At 40.8% G+C, this 19581-nt stretch carries 23 protein-coding genes; 17 read left to right on the top strand and 6 right to left on the bottom strand.

What is annotated here, in order from left to right; genetic code table 11:
• The first annotated feature begins 13 nt into the window (after positions 1 to 13).
• The 9 genes from ACOSV2_RS10470 to ACOSV2_RS10430 all read left to right on the top strand — a co-directional run bounded on the left by ACOSV2_RS10470 (position 14) and on the right by ACOSV2_RS10430 (position 5896).
• Complete coding sequence (locus ACOSV2_RS10470) at positions 14 to 451, top strand: GNAT family N-acetyltransferase (protein ID WP_428975007.1); 438 nt, start codon at positions 14 to 16, stop codon at positions 449 to 451.
• 48 nt (positions 452 to 499) lie between these two features.
• The gene (locus tag ACOSV2_RS10465; RefSeq protein WP_428975006.1) at positions 500 to 1228 is read left to right on the top strand and encodes an HAD family hydrolase; all 729 of its coding nucleotides are present in this window, start codon (positions 500 to 502) and stop codon (positions 1226 to 1228) included.
• Between the two features lie 167 nt (positions 1229 to 1395).
• Positions 1396 to 2157, top strand: a complete 762-nt coding sequence (locus ACOSV2_RS10460) for a hypothetical protein (RefSeq protein WP_428975005.1) — start codon at positions 1396 to 1398, stop codon at positions 2155 to 2157.
• A 14-nt stretch (positions 2158 to 2171) separates the two neighbouring features.
• Positions 2172 to 2735 carry a GNAT family N-acetyltransferase gene (locus tag ACOSV2_RS10455; protein ID WP_428975004.1) on the top strand — a complete coding sequence of 188 codons (564 nt, stop codon included), beginning with the start codon at positions 2172 to 2174 and terminating at the stop codon, positions 2733 to 2735.
• Positions 2707 to 3216 (top strand): phosphoribosylanthranilate isomerase, encoded by a 510-nt coding sequence (locus tag ACOSV2_RS10450; RefSeq protein WP_428975003.1) that lies wholly within the window; start codon positions 2707 to 2709, stop codon positions 3214 to 3216. Before ACOSV2_RS10455 ends, ACOSV2_RS10450 begins: the two co-directional genes overlap by 29 nt.
• Before the next feature lie 171 nt (positions 3217 to 3387).
• Entirely contained in the window at positions 3388 to 3684 is a 297-nt protein-coding gene (locus ACOSV2_RS10445) for a hypothetical protein (protein ID WP_428975002.1), read from the top strand.
• Between the two features lie 68 nt (positions 3685 to 3752).
• Positions 3753 to 4541 carry a class I SAM-dependent methyltransferase gene (locus ACOSV2_RS10440; protein ID WP_428975001.1) on the top strand — a complete coding sequence of 263 codons (789 nt, stop codon included), beginning with the start codon at positions 3753 to 3755 and terminating at the stop codon, positions 4539 to 4541.
• Positions 4542 to 4617: 76 nt separating this feature from the next.
• The gene (locus ACOSV2_RS10435) at positions 4618 to 5145 is read left to right on the top strand and encodes a chloramphenicol phosphotransferase CPT family protein (protein WP_428975000.1); all 528 of its coding nucleotides are present in this window, start codon (positions 4618 to 4620) and stop codon (positions 5143 to 5145) included.
• 298 nt (positions 5146 to 5443) lie between these two features.
• Positions 5444 to 5896 (top strand): GNAT family N-acetyltransferase, encoded by a 453-nt coding sequence (locus ACOSV2_RS10430; protein ID WP_428974999.1) that lies wholly within the window; start codon positions 5444 to 5446, stop codon positions 5894 to 5896.
• Between the two features lie 56 nt (positions 5897 to 5952).
• Here the strand turns inward: ACOSV2_RS10430 and ACOSV2_RS10425 are convergent, their stop codons facing one another.
• The 4 genes from ACOSV2_RS10425 to ACOSV2_RS10410 form a co-directional block, all read right to left on the bottom strand.
• Positions 5953 to 6408, bottom strand: coding sequence for a heme-binding protein (locus ACOSV2_RS10425; RefSeq protein WP_428974998.1), 456 nt, complete (start codon positions 6406 to 6408; stop codon positions 5953 to 5955).
• A 13-nt stretch (positions 6409 to 6421) separates the two neighbouring features.
• Positions 6422 to 7609, bottom strand: a complete 1188-nt coding sequence (locus ACOSV2_RS10420; RefSeq protein WP_428974997.1) for an MFS transporter — start codon at positions 7607 to 7609, stop codon at positions 6422 to 6424.
• Positions 7610 to 7622: 13 nt separating this feature from the next.
• Positions 7623 to 8366, bottom strand: a complete 744-nt coding sequence (locus tag ACOSV2_RS10415; protein ID WP_428974996.1) for an IclR family transcriptional regulator — start codon at positions 8364 to 8366, stop codon at positions 7623 to 7625.
• Positions 8367 to 8512: 146 nt separating this feature from the next.
• Positions 8513 to 9478: a quinone oxidoreductase family protein gene (locus tag ACOSV2_RS10410; RefSeq protein ID WP_428975102.1), complete on the bottom strand. Its 966-nt coding sequence runs from the start codon at positions 9476 to 9478 to the stop codon at positions 8513 to 8515.
• A 500-nt stretch (positions 9479 to 9978) separates the two neighbouring features.
• Between ACOSV2_RS10410 and ACOSV2_RS10405 the strand changes: the two genes are divergently transcribed.
• The 8 genes from ACOSV2_RS10405 (at position 9979) to ACOSV2_RS10370 (ending at position 18294) form a co-directional block, all read left to right on the top strand.
• Complete coding sequence (locus tag ACOSV2_RS10405; RefSeq protein ID WP_428974995.1) at positions 9979 to 10380, top strand: cytidine deaminase; 402 nt, start codon at positions 9979 to 9981, stop codon at positions 10378 to 10380.
• A 93-nt stretch (positions 10381 to 10473) separates the two neighbouring features.
• A complete protein-coding gene (locus ACOSV2_RS10400) occupies positions 10474 to 11292 on the top strand; it encodes a lipid II flippase Amj family protein (RefSeq protein WP_428974994.1) in 819 nt (272 codons plus the stop codon).
• 457 nt (positions 11293 to 11749) lie between these two features.
• The gene (locus tag ACOSV2_RS10395; RefSeq protein WP_428974993.1) at positions 11750 to 11995 is read left to right on the top strand and encodes a hypothetical protein; all 246 of its coding nucleotides are present in this window, start codon (positions 11750 to 11752) and stop codon (positions 11993 to 11995) included.
• Between the two features lie 234 nt (positions 11996 to 12229).
• Entirely contained in the window at positions 12230 to 13372 is a 1143-nt protein-coding gene (locus ACOSV2_RS10390; RefSeq protein ID WP_428974992.1) for a winged helix-turn-helix domain-containing protein, read from the top strand.
• A gap of 59 nt (positions 13373 to 13431) precedes the next feature.
• Positions 13432 to 14718, top strand: coding sequence for an MFS transporter (locus tag ACOSV2_RS10385; protein WP_428974991.1), 1287 nt, complete (start codon positions 13432 to 13434; stop codon positions 14716 to 14718).
• A 555-nt stretch (positions 14719 to 15273) separates the two neighbouring features.
• Positions 15274 to 16488 carry an MFS transporter gene (locus ACOSV2_RS10380; protein ID WP_428974990.1) on the top strand — a complete coding sequence of 405 codons (1215 nt, stop codon included), beginning with the start codon at positions 15274 to 15276 and terminating at the stop codon, positions 16486 to 16488.
• A 64-nt stretch (positions 16489 to 16552) separates the two neighbouring features.
• Entirely contained in the window at positions 16553 to 17422 is an 870-nt protein-coding gene (locus ACOSV2_RS10375; RefSeq protein ID WP_428974989.1) for an alpha/beta fold hydrolase, read from the top strand.
• A gap of 17 nt (positions 17423 to 17439) precedes the next feature.
• Positions 17440 to 18294, top strand: a complete 855-nt coding sequence (locus tag ACOSV2_RS10370; RefSeq protein WP_428974988.1) for a phosphotransferase family protein — start codon at positions 17440 to 17442, stop codon at positions 18292 to 18294.
• A 351-nt stretch (positions 18295 to 18645) separates the two neighbouring features.
• Here ACOSV2_RS10370 and ytrI read toward each other — a convergent pair whose 3' ends face one another.
• Both ytrI and ACOSV2_RS10360 read right to left on the bottom strand, forming a co-directional pair.
• Entirely contained in the window at positions 18646 to 19149 is a 504-nt protein-coding gene (ytrI, locus tag ACOSV2_RS10365; protein WP_428974987.1) for a sporulation membrane protein YtrI, read from the bottom strand.
• Positions 19146 to 19481 carry a YtrH family sporulation protein gene (locus ACOSV2_RS10360; RefSeq protein WP_113969604.1) on the bottom strand — a complete coding sequence of 112 codons (336 nt, stop codon included), beginning with the start codon at positions 19479 to 19481 and terminating at the stop codon, positions 19146 to 19148. The genes ytrI and ACOSV2_RS10360 overlap by 4 nt, the downstream gene beginning before the upstream one ends.
• Positions 19482 to 19581: the final 100 nt, after the last annotated feature.

The raw sequence follows: 19581 nt of genomic DNA, 5'->3' as shown, positions 1-19581 counted from the left end.
AAGGGTGGTTTATATGAATCTGGCATTAAAGGAGATCAATGCTGAAAATTGGGAGGAATGTGTAACCTTATCTGTCTCGGAGCTTCAAAAGGAGTTTGTAGCAGATAACGCTTATTCATTGCTGCAATCAAAATTTATGGAAGAACAATATCCATTGGCCATTTATCATCAACATAGCATGGTAGGGTTCATCATGTATGGGATCGACCCTGAAACAAACCGTATGGAGATGAGCCGGTTAATGATCGATCAGAAATATCAAGGGAGAGGCTATGGGAAAACGGCAACGCAACTACTTTTAGAAAAACTGACACATACATATGGAAATATAGAATTGTTCACAAGTGCGGAACCCGAGAATGTGAGTGCCATCAGATTATATGAAAGTCTGGGATTTGAGAAGACGGGTGAAATGATGTGGGGGGAAGTTGTGCTGAAGAGACAACTTTAGTATACAAGTGATGTCGTATATAAAACTATTAAAAGGGTTGATACGTCAATGAAAAAGTATAGCCTTCTTTTATTTGACTTGGATGACACGCTACTTGAAAATTCGTCTTGGTTTGATAATGGACTGGTACAGTCTCTTAAGGAACATCCATTGACAAAGGGAATGGATGAACAACTATTTCTGAAGAAAATAAAACAACCTCCAAAATCTTTAATAAACAAACTTATAAGTGGGGAAATAAATACATTTGAATTTAAGAGAGAAAGATGGAAGAGTGCTTTTGATTACTTTGACGTGAAGGTGAACATGGAAGCAATTGAACAGCTCGAATCTCTTTTCACTAACACAAGTATGAAATTCATTACTGTTAACGAATATGTATTAAATTTAATGAATGAACTGAATAAGCATTATGAGGTAGGAATTGTAACAAACGGACTTTATGACCCTCAACAAAAGATAGTCAATATGGGACTAGGAGATATATTCAGCCACAATAAAATATTTCATGCTGAACAACTAGGTATTAGAAAGCCTGATTCCAGAATCTATACTATTGCTCTAGAAGCTTTTAATAAGAAACCTGAAGAGACAATATTCATAGGTGATTCGTGGACACATGATGTTCTTGGCCCCATGGAAGCAGGAATGGATGCAATATGGGTCAATTTCAGAGGGGGAGAAAAACCAACGGATCATATTCCATATTCAATTGTGTCTTCTATTAGGGAAATCAAAGATATATTACTAAGTAGCAGCAATGAAAAATCATTTTGATGATATAAGGAAGCATTGACTCGAGTTAGCTAAAGGGCATCTTGAACAAAGTGAAGAAACGAGTAATATTCATCTAGTTTGAATCTGCCAGATGGTTTAACGGACTAATATAAAAGCTATATCAAGCCATACATAGATCAATTAAAGAAAGAATCCGAGGTGCAAGAATGATATCTTCAGAAAGCATTTTAAAGACGTGGAATAAATTTAACGATTTTCCAATGGAAACGTTAACGAAAGTTTGGTTTTATAACGGGGGAAGCGCGAAGAAACAGCGGGATGTTTCTCTTATGCGGGAGCATCGGGAACAATTCGGGATGTCCGGGAATTGTTTCGATCTTGCACTCTGGTTACTGGATGAATTTAAAAGGGATGGTGTAGAAGCGTATCCCGTTGGTCATAACTTGGGTTCGGAAGAGGCTCATGCGGCCGTCATTGCTCTGAATGAAAAAGGGGAACGATTTCTTTGTGATTTAGGGGACCAATGGTTGAGTCCGATTTTAATAGATACGAAGAGCACAGATTACACCAACGAAAAATTAAGTGGGTTCTTTCCCGCTGCAAGGGTGCATGTCCAGGATCATTCATCAGGTACCGAAATCCACTATCATCGACCGAATGGAAAAGTATCGAAACAAGTTTTCCAGACTGAACGAATTGATATGGATACCTTTCTGAAGGCTGCTGAGCATTCTCAACATCTTATAAAGAACCATCCTTTATTGGAATGCAGAATCCCGTACAAATCTGAAATCGCTCATTGGGAGTTTTATAACTGGGAGAGCTTTTTAAGTACGACAGAAGGGCTGATGAAGGATCCGAAGCTTGAAACGGTGGAAGAATGGGCTGAAAGAATTCAAGGGAAAACAGGATACAACAAAGTGGTTCTAATCGAAATATTAAAGCATTACAAAAGCACTCAACTATGAAAAGGAGAACTACGATGAAACCGATTCAATGGCCGAACGTTACCTTAAGAGAATTGACGCTGGATGATGCAGAAGACCGATACCAGTGGTGTCTGGATAGAGAAGTAACGAAGCACTTGAACATGCCGGAGAAATATCCTCCATTCAGCCGGGAAGAAACCCTTGCCTGGATTGACATGTGCATCAAGAGGACGAATGGATATGAACAAAAGGCGATTATGACGAAAGAAGGCACACACATCGGCTGGATCGATTTAAAAAACATCGATCGTTTAAACAAACATGCAGAACTGGGAGTGGCGATCGGAGATAAAACCTATTGGGGAAGAGGATTCGGATTAGCTGCGATGCGAGAGATGCTTCAATGGGGATTTGAGGAACTCGGGCTGAACAAGATTTGGCTAAGAGTCGAGGTCGATAATGAAAAAGCAATCAAGTCTTATAGAAGAATGGGATATGTGGATGAAGGTCTATTAAGGCAGGACCGGTTGAGAAACGGGGAATTCGTGGACAGGTTGCGGATGAGTATTCTCAGGGAGGAGTTTTTCAGTGGTGAAGGCGTATCATCAAAAGTTTAATGAGTTTATTGAAGTTGCCAGGAGGCTGAATGGGATTGGAATCACTCCATTGCTGATAGGCTCTGTGGGATTGGAAGTAGTCACAGAAAAGAGCTGGGACGCACAGGATCTGGACATACATGTGCCTGGTGATAAAAGAGGATGGGAAGTACCCCCTGAAACATCCATACATAACTGGAATGATATTGTGAAGGTAATGAATTCAAAGGGTTATACCCTGATTGATCTGCATGAACATGAGTTCTCGAAAGATGGATTATCCGTTGAGTTTGGAATAATCGACACGTTGCCGGACTTCGCGGGGGTACGATTAGAAGATCTGGAAATGCATCAAAAGGGAGAAGTGAAATATTATCTGCTGAGTCCCGAGCAATATTTACGTGTTTACGAGGCTTCATCCAAGGACAGCTATCGGGCAGATCAAAATAATCATAAGGATATGGGGAAGATAGAGTATTTGAAGAATCTAATAAATAATTAATGTGCATGTATCAGGGGGTAGACTCCACCTGCGGCAAATCAAAATAAGGAAAGTGAGCTGTCTGCCTTGAGAATAATAACGGTTTCCTTCCTGCTTATAGTATTCATGATCGTTGGCTGTAGCCAAAGTGATGATCTGCATAATAAGGATTTTGAGAAGGCCGTTTATTCAATGGTTAAAGATCAAGATAATAAGGTTATAAAGGTTAAATCATTAGCGGATTTTAAGTGGGATAAAGCTTACTTGTTTGAACCTTATACTCCAGAAGAGCATATTGAAAAGCAGTTGGGGGTTGAGTTTGAAGATCCCAGCAACATCCGTAGTAGAGATGATATCTATTTAATGGTTTTTCTTAATGAGGATAAAGTTGTTCAGTATGCTGAACTAAATCGTCAAAGAACTTCTTTTTCAATTGGAGAAAAAGACTATCTGTCTCCTTCTGAGGATGTATTAAAGATTGAAAGATAGTAAACGAACCTTTATTAATTTTCCTGTCCGACTGAAAGAGAAAATTTAGTGTGTGGAGGGATTAAAGCTTGAATTCATTAGAAGAACAATATCGTAATCCAACGAAACTAAATACCCGGATAAACATTCACGAGAAATATAGTGATAATAAAAAGGATTGGCATCTATGGCTTTTTGAACAGATGAACATCTCTCCTAATAGTAGGATTCTTGAAATGGGATGCGGGGACGGTACTTTTTGGTTGAAAAATAGAGATCGGATTGATAGTAGCTGGAACTTGATTCTTTCTGATTATTCCGAGGGTATGGTTGAGTCAGCTAAAAAGAATTTAGAGGGGATACCTAATATCCATTACTGTCAATTTAACATTGAGGATATTCCCTTTGAAGATAATCGTTTTGATATATTGATCGCCAACCATATGTTGTATCATGTCCCGAATAGAAAGGACGCTTTAAAAGAGGTAAGGCGAGTGTTAAAACCGGGTGGTACATTTTACTGTTCAACTATCGGGGGTAATCATCTGAAAGAATTTGGTGAGTTGTTAAAGAGTTTTGATCCAAATTTAGACTTTCCATCAGCTAGAGAACATGCCTTGAAGTTCGGAGTGGAAAATGGGGATGAGCAACTTCAGGGCTTTTTCAGTGAAATCGTTTATATAGATTTTCCAGGCGGGTTGAACATTACAGACGAAAAAGCAATAGTGGATTATCTGCTTTCCTCTAATACAGACCTGAATAAGACCTTGAACGGTGATACGTTATCACAGTTTCTATCATTCCTGGCATCTGAAAAAAAAGCTAACAATGGAGTTATAAATATTACAAAGTCAACTGGATTGTTTGAGTCTAAATAATTCTATAGCTATGGCCAAGCTTTTTTACGGTTAACTTGTGAATCTATTCCTATTATAAGAAAGTGAGGTAAAACCCATGACAAACATCATCATCCTAAACGGCGGATCAAGCTCCGGTAAAACGACGCTGGCGAAATGTCTGCAGAATTCATTCACAGAGTCATGGCTGAGATTCAGCATTGATGACCTAATCGAGTCTATGCCTGATGCCATGCTAAAGAAAGACAGCGGAATTAAGCTCTGTGAAGACGGATCGGTCAGTCCAGGTACAGAGTTTCGAGAATTGGAATCGGCATGGATGCACGGAATGGGAGAGATGGCACGGAAAGGAGCCGGGATCATCATCGACGATGTTTTCCTTAGTGGAGTGAAAGCTCGTAAACGATGGGAAACTACTTTGGAAGGATTGCAGGTACTTTGGATTGGCGTCTTATGTGACCCGATCGTAGCTGCTGCTCGTGAGAAATCGCGAGGGGACCGGATTGAAGGGATGGCTGTATCACAGGCCACTGTTGTGCACGAAGGAATGATTTATGATGTGACAGTTGATACGACTACAACACCTCCGGAGGAATGTGCACGACTGATTGAACAGAAAATGTAAGCTCTGATCTTCCTGATGGAAGAATGACGGATATAATTTACATGCAAAAAAAAGCTTACCAGTGTCACTGGTAAGCTGCTACAAATAAGGAATTTTTCGATTTACAATAAACGGTCCTACTTTAAATCACTATCTTCAAGATGAAGAATATGTTCAGTATACTATTGATTTCAGGTTAGTAAAGGTGATATGCCTAGATGAATATTTTTTCTCTTAATGTGTGATCAGAATAAGTTATGCTTAGATTGAAAATTTTAACAAAAACTGTTTTGATTAAGTCATTCAGTGGAGGCAGGAAATGATCATCAGAAAACGAAAGAAAGATGAAGAACTTCCAATGGAATTGCTGCTCTTGGCAGATCCATCCGAAGAGATTGTAAAAGAATACATATATAGGGGAGAATGCTTTGTAGCGGAGCTCGAAAAGAAAATCGTAGGCGTATACGTGTTACTTCCCACAAGACCCGTAACTGTCGAGCTAGTGAATGTGGCGGTTGCAGAAGAGCTGCATGGGAAAGGGATAGGTAAACAGCTGGTGATGGCTGCCGTAAAGGTGGCTAGGGAGAAAGGTTACAAGACCATTGAAGTCGGGACCGGGAATTCAGGCGTTGGCCAATTGGCCCTTTATCAAAAGTGTGGATTCAGGATCGTTGGTGTGGATTTGGACTTTTTCATCAGGCATTACCCGGAAGAAATATTTGAAAATGGCATCCAGTGTCGTGATATGATCCGGTTGTCCCAGGATTTATAGAAAGAAGAGAGAGGCCCCAGCCTTATGAGGATTGGGGCCTCTTGGATCATATCTGCTTATTTATCCAAAAAACGTTCTACACCCTTCACTACATATTCGTGATCCAATTCAGGTGTGAGACCGGCTACCGTCACGCTTCCGATGACGCCGGCACCTTTCAGTCGGATGGGAAGGGAACCGCCGATGGCCTGATATTCTGCGGGGGACAGCAATGAGTGCTCGTCGTGCTGAAGACCGCTTTCTCCGAACCGTGCAGCAATGAATTGCGTACTATGATTATAGTGATCTACTACTCTTTTCTTTCGATGCAGCCAGTAAACATTTTCTTCTGAAGTCCCGTCCATTAAATGAGTAAATAAAGGGACGCGGTTTCGTTCCACGTGAACGGCGATGTTGACCCCGTTTTCTTTAGCGAGGCTGACAAGCTCCATGCCGAGCTGCAGGGCGTCTTCGTTTGAAAAGCTCGTAAACGTTAAGGAATCCTCTAATTGTAGTAATTGTTCTGTGTTCATCATGCATTCTCCTTTAAAAAAGTTTTTGTTTTTGATCCAAGCGGTAATTGATGACTGCCAGAATCAGGGCAGCGAGTACCATAAGACCGCCGATCCATGCAGTGTCCAGGTAGTCCAGATAGTTGATGGCGAACCCACCAAGCGCAGAGCCTGCTGCAATCCCGATATTGAATCCTGAAATATTCAGTGCCGAGGCGAGATCTTTTGCACTCGGGACAAGCTTTTCAGCAAGTGAGACGATATAGGATTGAACTCCTGGCGACATCATGAAGGCAAATAGGCCAAGCAGAATGATAGAAAGATGGCTCAACATGGTGTTTGGAAGGAGGATCATCTGCAATAGCAAGGCAGTGAGTTGAAATAGAAACACCCACCTTAGCGCCTTGACAGGATGCTGATTGGTGATTTTACCACCGATGATATTTCCTACTGCCGTGGCTGCCCCGTAAAGGAGGAGCATCCAAAAGATGTGGTCAGGGGAAATGCTGCTCACCTTTTCCAATATCGGTGTTAAATAGGTGAATAAGGCGAACGTTCCTCCAAACCCTAATGACGTCATAAGAAGAGCCAGGATGATTCTCGGATTTCCGATCAGTCTGCCGATATCTCTTATGGTCAGCTTGTCTTCTTTTCTTTCAGGCTTATCGATGGACACCCAATTCGTGATAAGGGCAATCACGCCAAGGACGGCTACGGCTAAAAAGGTTGCCCTCCAGCCGAAATGTTGTCCGATTAATGTGCCGAATGGTACTCCAAGGATCGTTGCAACCGTCAATCCGGTGAACATGATCGAAATCGCCTGAGCCTGCTTGTCTTTCGGAACAAAATCCGCTGCCACGGTGGCTGCAATGGCAAAGAAGACTCCGTGTGCGACAGCCGTGATGATGCGTGATAAGAGCAACAGGCTATACGTGTCTGCAATAGCAGATAGTGTGTTTCCTGCAATGAAGATGATCAATAGACTAAGGAGCAGTCCTTTCTTCGGCAGTCTGCTGGTCATCGCCGTCACGATCGGTGTCCCGATGGCGATGGCAGCTGCGTAACCAGACACAAGGGTACCGGCTTTCGTGACAGAAATGGAAAGGTCCGACGCCACTGTCTGGAGCAAACCGACAATGACGAATTCAGTCGTACCAATGGCAAATGCGCTGATCGCCAATGCAATAAGGGCAATCAGGCTTTTAGATGTAAATGATTTCAAGATGATAACCTCCTTATTTACGTTCTAACTGTTCAGAGATCCGCCTACTGCATTCCTTCAAATCCTTGCTGATGGTTTTGTCCAATTTCTTGGATAGCCGGGAGACAGGTCCCGAGATCGCGACGCTTGCCATGACACGTCCGTTCACATATATCGGCACCGCAATGCACCGTACGCCGATTTCGGTTTCCTCATCATCGACGGCATACCCTTGTTCCTTAATGGCTTTCAGGTGATAAAGGAATAGCTGCCGGTCGTCAAAGGTATGAATCGTCGTTTTGGCATATTGAAGATACCTCAAGAATGACTCCTGGGTATCAGGCTCCATAAAGGCAAGAATGGCTTTCCCAAGGGCACTTCCATGTGCAGGATCCCGGTCCCCGATGGTAGAGTGGGTCCGCATGGCGTGAGTGCCGTCGACAATCTGCGTCGTCACCACATCCGTTCCATCCAAGATCCCGATGTACATCGTTTCCCCGAGCTTCTTGCTCAGTTCATACAGTGCCGGCACTGATACCCAGTCGACCAACGGATCATGTGGCTGTTTAGGTGTGGACGACTTTCCGGTAAGTGTAAAACCATGAACACCCTTTTGGATGAAATCCATCTTCTCCAATGTGTACAGTAGACGGAATGTCGTTGTTTTATTCCATTGAAAATGATCCATGACGTCCGTAAGGGTCATTTCCCCTTTCGTCATCAGAACATCGAGAATTTGTAATCCCTTCTTTAAGGTTGAAACTTCGTATTGGCTCATATGCTTGTCTCCTTTGCACAGTTTATATAGTAATAGTGTGGGAAGTTTGCTTCAAATTATGAAGGGGAGTTTCTATATTTGAAACTGTAGTGAGCGTGGGGGGAGAAAGTTTGCATGAAAAAAGAGCAGCATCTGCTGCTCCTGATTTAAGGAATCAATAAAATTTTGCCGGTACTCTTTCGACTCTCCAAATATGCGTGCGCCTTTGCTCCTTCGCTTAAAGAAAAGACTGTGGGTTCAGAAACCTTCAATTTTCCTTCCTGAATCCATCCGAATAATTCGTGAGAGCGGGTTACCCGTTCTTCGTGAGACGTCAATACATTCCATAGGTCTCCTCCTGTCAGAGTTTTAGAGGTGTCCATCAGCATTCGGGGATCAACGGAAACAGGATCGCCTCCTGCCATACCAAAGAATACGACCGTCCCTCCTATGCGGGTGACCTCAAAGCTGTCCATTAATGTGGAACCTACGGATTCATATACAACGTCCGCGCCTTTACCTTCAGTAACATTATCAACTTGCTTTTTCCAGTCATCACTGTATAAAAACATATGGTCGGCTCCAGTGGACAACGCCGCTTGTCTCTTTTCTTCCGAGGACGTTAAACCGATGACGCTTCCACCTAAAATCTTGATGATTTGTACTAAAAGCTGTCCGACTCCTCCTGCTGCCGCATGGATTAAAGCAGTATCCCCATTTTTAATACTATAGCTGTCTTTCGTTAAGTAATGAGCAGTGAGCCCTTGTAATAAAAGGGAGGCAGCTGTTTCGTACGATATATCGTCAGGCAGTGGAATGGCTTTTTCTTTAGGTACTGCCACAAGTTCAGCGTTCGCATAAGGGACATCGGCAAAAGCGATGCGGTCCCCGACTTCTATTCCTGAGACGTTGCTTCCGACACGCTTGACGATACCGGCTCCTTCATACCCACATATGTAAGGAGGATTTCCTGCTAAATGATAGTTTCCTTTTCTTCTATATACGTCCGCGAAATTCAGGCCGATTGCTTTCATATCTAATAAAATTTCATCCGCTCCTATGGCGGCATCTTCAATATCACGGTAATGCAAGACATCCGGTCCTCCAAATTTCTCAAATATGAGTGCTTTCATCATATCCTCTCCACTTCTATAAGATCATTATTTTTAGTGTAACCAGTTTCTTTTCTTTTGACTAGGAAAGCGCTTATTGGTACATGGTTTCTCCGACTGCTCCTAAGAACTCAGGTAGTTGATCAAATGCTAGGAGCTTTTCTATTTTGCAGAAAGCCCTTGAATGAGGATTTTTCGACAAACTGCTCATAAAATGATAATCAGGATCATATATCGAAAATCATGATCATAAGTTCCCAAAACCGGATTATATTTTCGAAAAGAGGATCATAAAGAGTCCAAACCGGATCATAAACCGTTGGAGAGAGTACTGATCGAAGGTTTTACTCCGAAACAGCCCTTATTCAAGCGGAAAATACGAACATTTCATTTGATTTCAATAGATGTCTAGTTAGAATAGGAAGATTTCAGCCCTTCATTCGCCTGGTAAAATGAAAATGACCAACGTAGTATAGAATACATAGGAAGTTTAAAATTTACTTTTTAGAGGGGGCCATTAGATGAATATTGAAATAAAACTTTTCGAAGAAGCAGTAGCCTTAATCCAAAAAAGATACCCGACAGGTTGGGGCGGTGCTGCTGCGTTGAATACAAAAAGCGGAGAGATCCTTACTAGTGTTTCCCCGGAAATCATCAATGCTTCCACAGAGTTATGTATCGAAACGGGAGCCATACTGGAAGCGCATAAACTGGATACTGAAGTGACTCATTCCATTTGCGTTATGCGTGATGATGAAAACGCCGAGTACAAAGTTCTAACACCTTGTGGTATATGTCAGGAGAGGCTTTTCTATTGGGGAGCGAGCGTGAAGGTTGGAATTTTTCATCCTGAAGGTGATCTACTATTTAAGACTTTAAAAGAAGTGCAACCTTATCATTGGTATGAGGCGTATAGAAAATAAAGGAGAGCAGAATTCAAGGAACATTTCAAAAATACGGAATGTTCCTTTTTTTAATGCTATAATATGTTTTGGATAAAAAAGGGAGCTGTCGTCGTGGAGTTTGTTTCTTTACCTGTTATATCGATTGCACTATTTATTCTGATTATACATAGCATTGAAACCCTTGCTTATGCTGTCCGGTTATCCGGGGCAAGGGTGAAGCTAATCGCTTCGGGTTTATCTTTGTTTAATATGATGGTCATTGTTTCAAGGATGTCGAATATGATGCAGCAGCCTTTTACAGGCGGTCTCATCGATGCTGCACCTGAGGGCAGAGAATTAGAAGTGATAGAAGGGCAATTCAGGGTGTTGATTGGTGCCTCGACTTTAGGGACAATCCTGGGAATTGTATTATTGCCTACATTCGTTGCTTTGTTCTCCAGGGGGATTATCCATCTTTCAGAGCAGGGAGGTTCTGTTCCCCGATTGATCAAGCTTGGGTTTAAAAATGACCTTTATAAAAGAGGGATCAATCATATCTCCAAACCGGGTAGAAGATATTTGACGGGTATCAATTTCAGGGCAATTCCAAAGAGGTTGTTTTTCATCAATATGATGATTACAGCGGTTTACACGATTGGTGTTCTATCTGCGCTATATGCAGCTATCATCGTACCTGATAGAGGACACAGTGCGACCATGGCTTCGGGATTAATCAATGGTATCGCAACTATTTTACTTACCCTGTTCATTGATCCTAAGATTTCCGTGTTGGCTGATGATGTGGCAAATGGGAAGGGTAATTATACAGAATTAAAAGGTCTTTCCATCATGATGATCATTTCAAGATTGTTCGGGACAGTGATCGCGCAACTGATCTTTATCCCGGGCTCATACTATATTGCCTGGATGTCTCAGTTTTTTGTTAGTTAAGGAAAAGAGAAGGGATCCCATGTCTGGAAGTACATATTTTTACGCATCGGCAGTGCTTGTTTAATAATAAGGGACATTAAGAAAGGGAAAACTCTCTGCCGTTTTTACATCCAATGTCATGCTGTTGATTTTGCTTTTTGTTGCACTGGGTGAAGTTTTGAAAGTTTTTCTGAAGGAATCATCCATGATGTATTACAATCAGGTTTTCTTTCTTGGGATTATCATACTTATTGTTTTACCGCTGATCCTCCTTTTCTTTTACACTTTGAAAAAAGATATTCAGAAGTGGAAGTATCCTAATGAATATAAACACCAGTGGTTATTCAAATTCAGGTACCTATTGATGGCTGCTGTAGGTGCTGTATTTATAGGAGCGCTGTTTCGATTTTATTAAATTTTTATTGTATTGTTTTCGTGATTAAGAGGTAAATAAATGTGAATTTTGGAGGTTCCTTGTATGTCAATGAACAATGACCAATGGAAAAAAGATCGGATCGGGTCTGCTCATGCTGGCCGGAATCCTATGGTACTGGCCAAGATGAAAAGCGGTTTTTCCGTAATGGGGGATACACAATTTTTACCTGGGTATTGTGTCTTGCTACCGTACGTTGAAGTGAATTCCTTGAACGACCTGGAGGCGAAACAGAGAAGTGATTATTTACTCGATATGAGCATATGGAGATGTCATAACGAAAGTGTGTAAACCGAAACGAATCAATTATTCGATTTACGGAAACATAGATGCCTTCTTACACGACCACATTTTCCCCAGGTACGAATGGGAAAGGGAAGAGTATGTGACAAAACCAGTGTGGAATTATTCTCCAAAACATTGGATAGATAGTACTTACTTGTATTCAGAAGAAAAGCATTTAGTTTTAAATGAAAAACTAATGGAGCGTTTTCATGAAAAAGGATATACGATGTAGGTGAACCTATGGATAATATTAAGCTATTACACAATGAATATATACTAAAATATCATTCAGAAGAAATTCATTTTTTGAGAAAGGAATTTCTGTTATTTGAATGTTTATTTCGGAGCCCATCCCGTATTTTCACTCGGGATGAGTTGCTGGATGCAGTTTGGACAAGGGAAGAACCAACTGACAGGACGGTCGATGATCATATCTATCGAGTCAGGAAAAAATTGAAATCCCTTTCTTCCATTATGAATATTGAGACTATAAGGGGAGTGGGTTATAAGCTGAAGATCAGGGAAATAGTCAGGGAGAATGTCTTACTGAAGGACGATGCGGTATCTTCCAGTATGGCAATGCTCTTTAGGAAATATCACTTATATGGTCAAGGTGATGCCCTGAAGCTTCTGGAGGAAAATCAGTCAGTATTGGGCTTTGAACTGGATATACAGAACCGTCTTTATCTTCAATTCATGAAGGGGAATTTCAAATGGATAGCTGAATCGAATGATATTCCATTTTGGGATCGATGCTATTATTTACTCCACATATATTCCTACATAGCAGGGGACAAGAAGAAGTGTCTGGAGTATTTCGCCAAAGCCATGGCCAATCCGAACATTCCAGTAGATCATCGTACTGAATTGGAATGGTTAAATCGGTTACCCCTTCTTGTATTCACCGGGCAGCTGGAGGAAGCGGAAATTCTTTTAGCAAAATCGAAAAAAGTGGTGCATGAAAAGAAAGTGGATGGGTTTATACCCCTACTTAACTTTTTAGAGCTTTACTTGATGTTTATAAAAAAAGATGATGAGCGGATAACAGTAAGACTAAATGAAATTGAGAAAGAGCTTGAACAATATCCTTTTTTAAGAGAGGAAGCAAGTTTTATGGTTATTAAAGGAATTGCCTCTCTCTACAAAAGGGATGCAGTCGAAGCGAAACACTATTTTGATCGAGGATTGGACCAGTTTTCCCAAGCAAGATATGTCCCTGGATTGTTCATTAGCCTAAATATCATTTTGTTTTATTTGACTGAATTCGGTAGGGACCTTGACCTTTCACAATTTTACGCCATTCAGTTGAAGAGATATGAGGAAGAGTTTCAATTAGCTGATGTAGAATTTATCATTCGAAATCAGCTTGATGCTTTTCTCTGATATTCCTCTGACATTCACCGATTATTCTTTGATAAAGAGTGAATGTGGGGGAATCAAGTATGGAGAAAAATCGATCGATCTGGAGAGATCATAATTTCATTAAGTTTTTTTCAGCTAATGCACTATCGAATCTTGGGAATTGGTTTGACTTTATCGCCGTTCTCATTCTATTCAGGTATACATGGAATGCTGACCCTATGTTGATTGCCATGATCCCTGTTATGTATGCCATTCCGAGTACGTTATTTGGCCAGTTGGCAGGGGTGTTTGTGGACCGGAAAGACAAGCTGAGAATCCTGATTTATTCAGACTGGATCAGGGGATGTCTAACGCTATTGCTTGTGTTTGTGTCCTCCCCTATGGTGGCTCTGATAGTACTTCTGTTAAGGAATACCGTTGGAGTGGTCGGCACCCCGGCCCAGCAAGGTTTAGTGAGGAACATTGTCGATGAAGAGAATATAATGAAGGCTGTTACCATTAACGGTAGCCTGCTTCAATTGGTGAAAGTGGTGGGTCCGCTATTGGGTGGGTCTGTTTCGGGAGTCTTCAGCCCGGACATTTCAATAGGTATCAATTCGGTTGCCTTCATCCTCTCAGGAATCATATTATCAAGGATAGCTTTACGAAATAATGAGAACAACGAAGGAACAACCCCGGATGTTCACGCTCATTTCTTTCGCTCGTGGAAGGAAGGATGGGAAATAGTTTTTAAGAACAGGATCTTGCTGGCAAGTATACTGTACGGGATGGTCATCACCTTGACGATTCAAATGATCGACGCACAGCTTGTAACATTATTCAGCGAGGTGTTTCCCAACAAGACAGAGATGACAGGCTGGACGATATCGGCGATCGGTGTCGGCTCTCTTCTAGTTATTCTTATTCTTACTAAGTTGGATACCATCAAGAGCTATGGATGGTTCTTCGGGACTGGCAGTCTCCTGATTGGTGTTATGACAGGCGGTTTAGGGTTTTTGGATTATCAAAGTACATTCATCTCAGCAATCTGTTTTGCTTTTATCGGAGGTATTGGCACTGGGATAACATTTACGGCAGTGAATTACATGATCCAGAAGGAACCTCCAACAGAAGCGATAGGCAGAGTGTCGGGTATAGTGGACTCGACTTTAAGTATATTATTTATCGCCGGACCACTTCTTGGCGGTGTACTTATCCATCATTTTGGAGTATTAATTGTGTTCAGGGGGATCGGCGTGGTCCTGATATTAATAGGAACCGTTGGTATTATCATGAGGAAAGTCATTTGGAAAAAGAATGTGTGTACAGCCGGAGATGTTAGAGCTGGAGGTGAAAGGCGTCTGAGAAGAGAAAGTGATTTAGGTTAAGCATACGATTTTTTATTCCAATTCATTCTTATGGGAGAGCAAGCTAATGAAATAAGAAAAAATTGAAAACATTGGGTGGTAATCCACGTGCAAAACGTCAAATTCAAACCTGAGTATATTCCTATTACGTTCTTATTCATCATAAGTTTAGTTTTACTTTTAACACTTATGACTGGACTGTTGTCAATAAAGGAAGCTATTACATATGTATTGATCATTACTTTACTTGCATTTTTGACCATAGATATAAAAAAGAAAACCAATAAAAAATCACCAAATAATGCTTATAGGTATGTGGTGTTAATATTTCTATTTAGTTTTTTAGCCTTATTTTAAGAGAACATCTAAAAATTTCTCCTCACTTGAACATAAGTTGAAAATTCAAAATATTTATGAAATAATTACCATTACCAATAAATGAAAGGAGATAGACTATGATCCCAATAATTTTTCTAAATCCATTTGATCATTAGACCTCATTTATCGTGTGGAAACCGCCTTAAGATTAACAACATAACTCGGGTTATTTGTTGATTTTTAAGAAGGAATATAATAATGAATAGACAATTACTGATTTTATTGACTGGCAGGATAATCACAAATTTTGCAGACAGCTTTTACATGATTGCAACGATTTGGTACGTGAAGTCTGCCACGGCTTCTCCCTTTTTAATCGGACTGACAAGTGCAGTGGCGATCTTGCCCGTAACCATTCAATTTCTTTATGGTCCCATTATCGATCGCTTTTCAAAACGGAAGATTCTTTATGTAGCGATGCTGGGGCAGGGTGTCCTGGTCACTGTCATCTCAATCTTATACTTTACGAATCTTTTATGGTTACCTTTATTATTTTCGTTGATGTTCCTGGCCCTTTCCTTATCGGAATCTACTTACCCGACCGAAAGTGCCCTGATTGAGAGCCTAACCCCACATGATAAGCTGACAAAGGTTAACTCGATTTTTGCTTTTTCTTATCAAACGTTGGATATCATATGTGATGCTGTATCGGGAATCCTGATTGCCTTTATTGGATTAGGAATGGTTTATGTGACAAATAGCGTTTTATTAATCGGTACTGGGATGCTGTTTTTATTCTATTTAAAGGTTCCTCGATCGAAAAAGGAAACAGAGGTTCAAACCCTTAGCTTTATCAAGCAGTATAAGGAGGATTTTAAAGAAGGATTTCTGGTCGTCAAGAAACGTCATACGCTTTTAAGCATGGTAATCGGTATCGTTGGGATGAATGTGATGGCGACCATTGGGATTGCCATGCTTCCGGTTATTTCGGACACATCTGTGGAATACGGATTCTGGTTGACGGCCATCTCTTTGGGCACTTTAACAGGGACCATTCTATCCAGTAAGGTAGAGAAATTTGCTCTTAATCGTATTCTGCCAGCCTTGTCATTATGGTCTGGATTGTTCTGGTTGCTGGCTTTTGTATTGATTGAGGTGTCGGTGATTCCATATATATTGTTTGCTTTATCCTGGATGGGGATTGGAATTTTGAGTATTTTTGTACAGACCTTAATTCAAGTAAACCTTCCAAAAGGATATATAGGAATTGGATTTGCTTTTATTTCTTCGTTGTTGGGGTCATTGAGTCCTTTAGGGTACATTCTCGGTGGCATATTAGGAGAGTTCACTTCGGGGAGATACCTATTGGTGATATCAGGTATTGGTTACCTGATCTTTGCCGTATACTTCTTGGCCAATCCTCTTTTGAAAAAACTAAACAAGCCTTTAAGTGTCAGTTTTGAAGAATCGTGATCAATCAGGTTTCCCATTTAAGGGGGACCTTTTTTAAAGCTTTATATCAGAGAGGGACGTGATTATGGGGAAATGGGAAAGAAAATTACTACATACCACACGCGGAGTGTTTGAACTATTTATCAAAGGGCAGGGAGACCCGCTTTGTGTTACCCACCATTATTCTGAATTCAACCAAACCGGTGACTATTTTGCGGAGTCATTCACAAGAACCAACCAAGTCTTCTTGATCAACTTACGGGAAGCAGGTCAATCTGAGAAAGCAAACGAACCCTATCAGCTGAGTATGTTGGAATCCATATTCGACTTGGAAGCGATTCGTGAAGCATTGGGGTTTCTTCAATGGGGATTCGCAGGGCATTCGACGGGTGGGATGTTAGGGGTACTTTACGGGATCCACTTCTCGGAAAGTCTGACATTTAATGTGATTGTCGGAGCGGCTGCGAGAGAGTATATGACATTTTCGAAGGATTGCATTTATAATAGTGCACACCCGGATTTCCACAGGATGCAGGAACTGATCGAAACCTTGAAACGACCGGATTTACCAATGGGGAAAAGAAAAGAATTGTCGATGGAAAGGACGAAATTGTCTTTATATTTCCCTGAAAAATGTAGTGAATTTTTTTCCCTCGATATTCACAAAGGGATGTCTGCTTCGAGAATGAACTTTTTTATCCGTGAATTACAAGTTTATGATGTCAGTAGAAAACTAGAGTTTATTTCAGCCCCCACTTTAGTCATGTGTGGCAGATATGATGTCCAATGTCCTTTAATGTATTCCATTGAGATGGCTGAAGGTATACCACATTCAAAAATAGTAGTCTTTGAAAGAAGTAACCATTATCCATTCCTGGAAGAGGAAGAGCGATTTGCGGTTGAGTATGATCTGTTTTTAAAGGAAAATCATGATGCTTTTGAAAGAAGACAGTGAGGAGGTTGATGTAGTCGATGCATGAAGAAAGAATAAGAGAAATGTATCCAGAGTTAAACATAGATCATAGTGAAGTGATTGATCTTGGTCAGAATAATGATGTTCTCATGGTTAATGATACCCTCGTTTTCAGGTTCCCGAAGTATGTGGAAGGGATCAAAAAATTAATAAAAGAAACCGAAGTCCTGGAGCAGATTAAGGGGAAGCTCAGTTTATCCATCCCATATCCTCAGTACAGATCGATGGAACTCAATGAAGTGGGAAAAGTATTTACTGGCTATAAACGAATTGAAGGTACTCCCTTATGGCCCGATATGATGAAGAACATTCATAACGAGGAACGTATAGCTTCCCAATTGGTTCAATTTTTGACGGAATTGCACTCTCAACCAGTCGACAGATTCGAAATTGAGAAGAAGACCGCAGAAGATGTACGGAATACGATCGCAGATTTATATGGGGAATTTAAAGATAAGCTGTTCCCGTATATGAATGAATCATCCAAGTCTGAAATCAATTATAACTTTGAAAGGTTTTTATCAAATAAGGAACTTCTATTATTCAACACGGTTCTTACCCATGGAGATTTTGGAGCCTCTAATATTTTGTGGGATTCAAAGCGGGAAGAGGTTACGGGAATCATAGACTTTGGAGAAACGGAAATAGGTGACCCTGCGTATGACTTTGCAGGTTTACTAGCGAGTTACGGCCAGCATTTTGTCAAAAGGTGCCTGAGAATGTATCCGGATGGGGATCAAATCTTTGAAAGAATGATTTTTTATAAGAGCACATTCGCGTTGCAAGAAGCGCTTCATGGAATTGAGAATAATGATCGGGAAGCATTTGAGAGTGGGATGAGGGGGGATCGATAGTATATTCATTCTTCAGCCTTCACGGTTGTGTAATAATATGGAAATTGACGCAATAACTCAGAAAAACGACGCAATTATGATGGTTTCAGACGCAATTATTAATAAAATGACGCAATGAACATCACTTTAGACGCAATTGTGTTGGGAAACGACGCAATCATAATCGAACCGGTTGGAAAAGTGCACTCGAAATGCCTTTTAAGAAGAGGCATCAAAGGTAGGAAAGAAGATCCCAACAGTTTTCAAAATAAATGAATCATTTTCAACAAAGAAAAAGCCATTAACGAACAAAAGACGAACCTCTCATCAAAAGGCACCTTCGCCTCTCCGACAGGTTCGTCCCAATCAACATCATTCCTCATACTTCAACTCCAACGTAATCTGCGTAGTCGTATAAAAGTACATCTCCCGCACCTTTAAGTTGAAGGACTTATCATTTAGTTCGACTGTTTTGTTTTCAATGATTTTTTTAACAAGTTCTTTATTTCCATAGGCTGTTTCCAGGTTCATAGTAAGTAGGCTCCTCAAATCCTCGCTCAACTGGTCCTCTGTTTCGTGTATACTGAGTAATTCAACTTTTGTTTTCGTATTGTTGATGATCTTCACTTTGACTTCCTGGATGGTGAGTTCGTCTTCATTTTCGCTGTTTAGTTGTTTGTATTCTTCCTGTAAATAAGACAGGGTGTTTTTCAGTTTACTGATGTCGTTTTTCTGCTCTTCTATTAGATGCGTTTGTTTTTCATGCATGGCGCCGAACATAAAGAGAAAAATCATCCAGCTGATGATGCCTCCCACGACCATTCCGGCGAAGAACCGCTGCCAGGAAGGAAGCCGGTAAAAGGGTGGGATTCTCATGATGAAATATGCTCCTGTGTAAGCCAATTAATGATCATCCCACCCGTGTTTGCACCGCCTAAAGCTGATAGTATTAGTAGAAACTGTTTGAATAACTCCTTTGTTTCACCGTTTAAGAAGCCTTTTTCAAAGCTGTATACTGTATCGAATGTACCTCCGATGGCCGCAATGATCGCCCATATCCTAAGGAAATTAGATAAACGCCACATTTCAATGAATAAAGGCTGTCCCATGGCAAAAGAAGCTAAACCGCCGAGCAGGGATCCACCTAGTAAAACACCAAAGGCTATGAAAAAACTTTTAACCAATTCCGGGAAGAAAGCTTCTGCCATTTCATCATCTCCATCTATTACGTGTCTTTACGATAACTATATGGGGTTAGTAGACAAGATATGAGGGAGAACATATTTTCTTTTTTGCGGTTTCTTTCCT

The sequence above is a fragment of the Rossellomorea sp. DUT-2 genome (assembly GCF_052665285.1).
This window is presented reverse-complemented; position numbering and strand designations above follow the sequence as displayed.